The sequence below is a fragment of the uncultured Methylobacterium sp. genome (assembly GCF_964242245.1).
Taxonomy (GTDB): domain Bacteria; phylum Pseudomonadota; class Alphaproteobacteria; order Rhizobiales; family Beijerinckiaceae; genus Methylobacterium.
The window spans coordinates 1-2844 of record NZ_CAXTBY010000216.1; the positions used below are offsets into that span (position 1 = coordinate 1).

A 2844-nucleotide genomic window follows, 5' to 3' on the forward strand; every position below is an offset into this window, starting at 1 on the left:
CCCCGTCGTCCGGGTTCCAGCGGTAGACGCGGAACTCCTTGAGGTTCCTGGCGCCTGCCGTGGCGGGCCAGGACTTGCCCTCGGTGATCTGGGAGTTCTTGGGAAGCGAGAATTCGGCCATCAGGAAGTCCTGTGCGGCTTATCGGAAGGGGATGGGATTACCCTCACGCGGTCGATGCCGGCCTGAAGGTAGGAGAGGAGCGAGAGCACGTAGTTGATTTCGGAGGGCGTATCGCCGAAGGCGGCTTCGGCCTTGGCCTGGAGGTTCGGCCAATCGCTGCCGTCGTAGCCGCGGCCGAGCCAGCACAGGGCCGTCAGATCCCGCACTTGATCGCGCGGCAGTGCCGTCACCAAATCCCTCAATCGCAGGTAGGCGGGCGAATGGAAGGCTGGGCTGAGGACCTCCGAGGGCACGAAGTAGAAGCCTTTGGTCGGGCCGACATGACGGTTACGAAGGTCATCGAACGTCGTATCGACGCGTGCATTCAGCCGCAGGATGTTCTGCAACTGCGTGTCCGGGATTGCGACGGCGTGGGACACCGCATTCGCCGCTTCGATGGCCACGCCCATTTCGAAGACGAGATGCCCGAAACCCCGCTCGGATGCCCTGGCGGTGAGCTTGCGATCCGCACTGACGACGGGAACGCCCTCCTGTTCCGCACAGGCCAGGAAGATACAATCCTGAACGGGATGCGCCATTGCCACGCCGATGTCCAAGGCCCGCTGAAACAGCAGAAGTGTCGGCGTGATCGATGCGAACAGACCAGGTAGAGACGTGCAGCTTTCCCGTGCCTGATCGTGACGGCTTTCTCCAAGCTTGATCTTCTTCTGCATCGCCGTAGCGAACTCGGTGAAGATCAGATCGGGGGCGAGGAACATCGCCTTCGTTTCCAGGAGCGCCACGGCGGCGTCGTGGTCTGCCTCCGGCAGGAACCACTTCACCGCCACTGACGTGTCGATCACGAATTTCACCTGTCCCGATCCTCGCGGATCAAAATCACGCTGTCGGTCTGGATCACATCTCTCGGTGACATGGCCGCGATCCGTCTAGCCATCGCGGCACGATCCTCCTGTCCCTCACACGCATGAGTCCCGAGCGCCTCACGGATCAGGGTGAGGGTCTCATGCTCGACAGAGCGGCCGTTCAGGCGTGCGAGGTTCGAGATCTGCACGATCGTCTCGTCCTCGACATCCTTGATCAGCAACTCACCCATTGCGTCCTCCTAGAGATTTAATACACCCGCGCCTTCGGCTCGATGTACTGGATCTCGTTCGACATCGTGTAGGCATGCACTGGCCGGTAATCGATGCTCACGGCCTGCGAGCTCTGGTCGAGCCAAGACAGGGTGTGCTTCATCCAGGTCTTGTCGTTGCGATCCGGAAAATCCTCGCGGGCGTGCGCGCCGCGCGACTCCTGACGGTTGGCCGCCGATTCCATGGTGACGACCGCCTGACCGATCAGGTTGTCGAACTCCAGGGTCTCCAGGAGGTCGGTGTTCCACACGAGCGAGCGGTCGGTGATGCGGATGTCGGCCGTGGCCGACCAGACCTTGTGGATCAGGCCCTTGCCCTCCTCCAGCACCTCGCCGGTGCGGAACACGGCGCAGTTGTTCTGCATCGTCTTCTGCATCTCCAGGCGCAGATCCGCCGTCGGCGTCGCACCGTTCGCGTAGCGGAAGCGGTCGAGGCGGGAGAGCGCCTTGTCGGCCGAATCCTTGGCGAGCTCCATCGGGCGCCCGTCCGGCTCGACGATCTCGGCGCAGCGCTGGCCCGCCGCGCGGCCGAACACCACGAGGTCGATGAGCGAGTTCGAGCCCAGGCGGTTGGCCCCGTGCACCGAGACGCAGGCCGCCTCGCCGATCGCCATCAGGCCGGGCACGACGGTGTCGGGGTTGCCGTTCTTCAGCGTCAGCACCTCACCGTGGTAGTTCGTCGGGATGCCGCCCATGTTGTAGTGCACCGTCGGGATGACCGGGATCGGCTCCCGCGTGACGTCGACGCCCGCGAAGATCTTGGCCGATTCCGAGATGCCGGGCAGGCGCTCGTGCAGGATCTTCGGGTCGAGGTGGTCGAGGTGCAGGAAGATGTGGTCCTTGTTCCGGCCGACGCCGCGCCCGTCGCGGATCTCCATGGTCATCGAGCGCGAGACCACGTCGCGGGACGCGAGGTCCTTGGCCGAGGGCGCGTAGCGCTCCATGAAGCGCTCGCCTTCCGAGTTCGTCAGGTAGCCGCCCTCCCCGCGCGAGCCCTCGGTGATCAGGCAGCCGGCGCCGTAGATGCCGGTGGGGTGGAACTGCACGAACTCCATGTCCTGCAGCGGCAGGCCGGCGCGGAGCACCATGGCGTTGCCGTCGCCGGTGCAGGTGTGGGCGGAGGTGGCCGAGAAGTAGGCGCGGCCGTAGCCGCCGGTGGCGAGCACCACCATCTGCGCGCGGAAGCGGTGCATCTCGCCGGTGGCCTGGTCCATGGCGATGACGCCGCGGCAGCGGCCCTCCTCGTCCATGATCAGGTCGAGGGCGAAGTACTCGATGAAGAAGTTGGTCTGGTGCTTGACCGCCTGCCCGTAGAGGGTGTGGAGCATCGCGTGCCCGGTGCGGTCGGCGGCCGCGCACGTGCGCTGCGCGGTGCCCTTGCCGTAATCCGTGGTCATACCGCCGAACGGGCGCTGGTAGATCTTGCCCTCCTCCGTGCGGGAGAACGGCACGCCCCAGTGCTCCAGCTCGTACACGGCGGCCGGCGCGTTGCGCACGAGGTACTCGATCGAGTCCTGGTCGCCGAGCCAGTCCGAGCCCTTCACGGTGTCGTACATGTGCCAGCGCCAGTCGTCCGGCCCCATGTTGCCGA

3 protein-coding genes and 1 pseudogene are annotated in these 2844 nt (G+C 65.2%); all 4 read right to left on the reverse strand.

Annotated elements, in window-relative coordinates:
* A pseudogene (locus ACFE8Y_RS21515) lies at positions 1-121 on the reverse strand (succinate dehydrogenase iron-sulfur subunit); the annotation flags it as partial.
* Positions 121-972 carry a type II toxin-antitoxin system VapC family toxin gene (locus ACFE8Y_RS21520; RefSeq protein ID WP_375466400.1) on the reverse strand — a complete coding sequence of 284 codons (852 nt, stop codon included), beginning with the start codon at positions 970-972 and terminating at the stop codon, positions 121-123. The pseudogene ACFE8Y_RS21515 and the gene ACFE8Y_RS21520, both read right to left, overlap by 1 nt.
* Complete coding sequence (locus tag ACFE8Y_RS21525; protein ID WP_375466401.1) at positions 969-1214, reverse strand: hypothetical protein; 246 nt, start codon at positions 1212-1214, stop codon at positions 969-971. Before ACFE8Y_RS21525 ends, ACFE8Y_RS21520 begins: the two co-directional genes overlap by 4 nt.
* Before the next feature lie 17 nt (positions 1215-1231).
* Positions 1232-2844, reverse strand: a 1613-nt coding sequence (gene sdhA / locus ACFE8Y_RS21530; RefSeq protein WP_375466402.1) for a succinate dehydrogenase flavoprotein subunit, incomplete at its 5' end; no start/stop codon positions are given.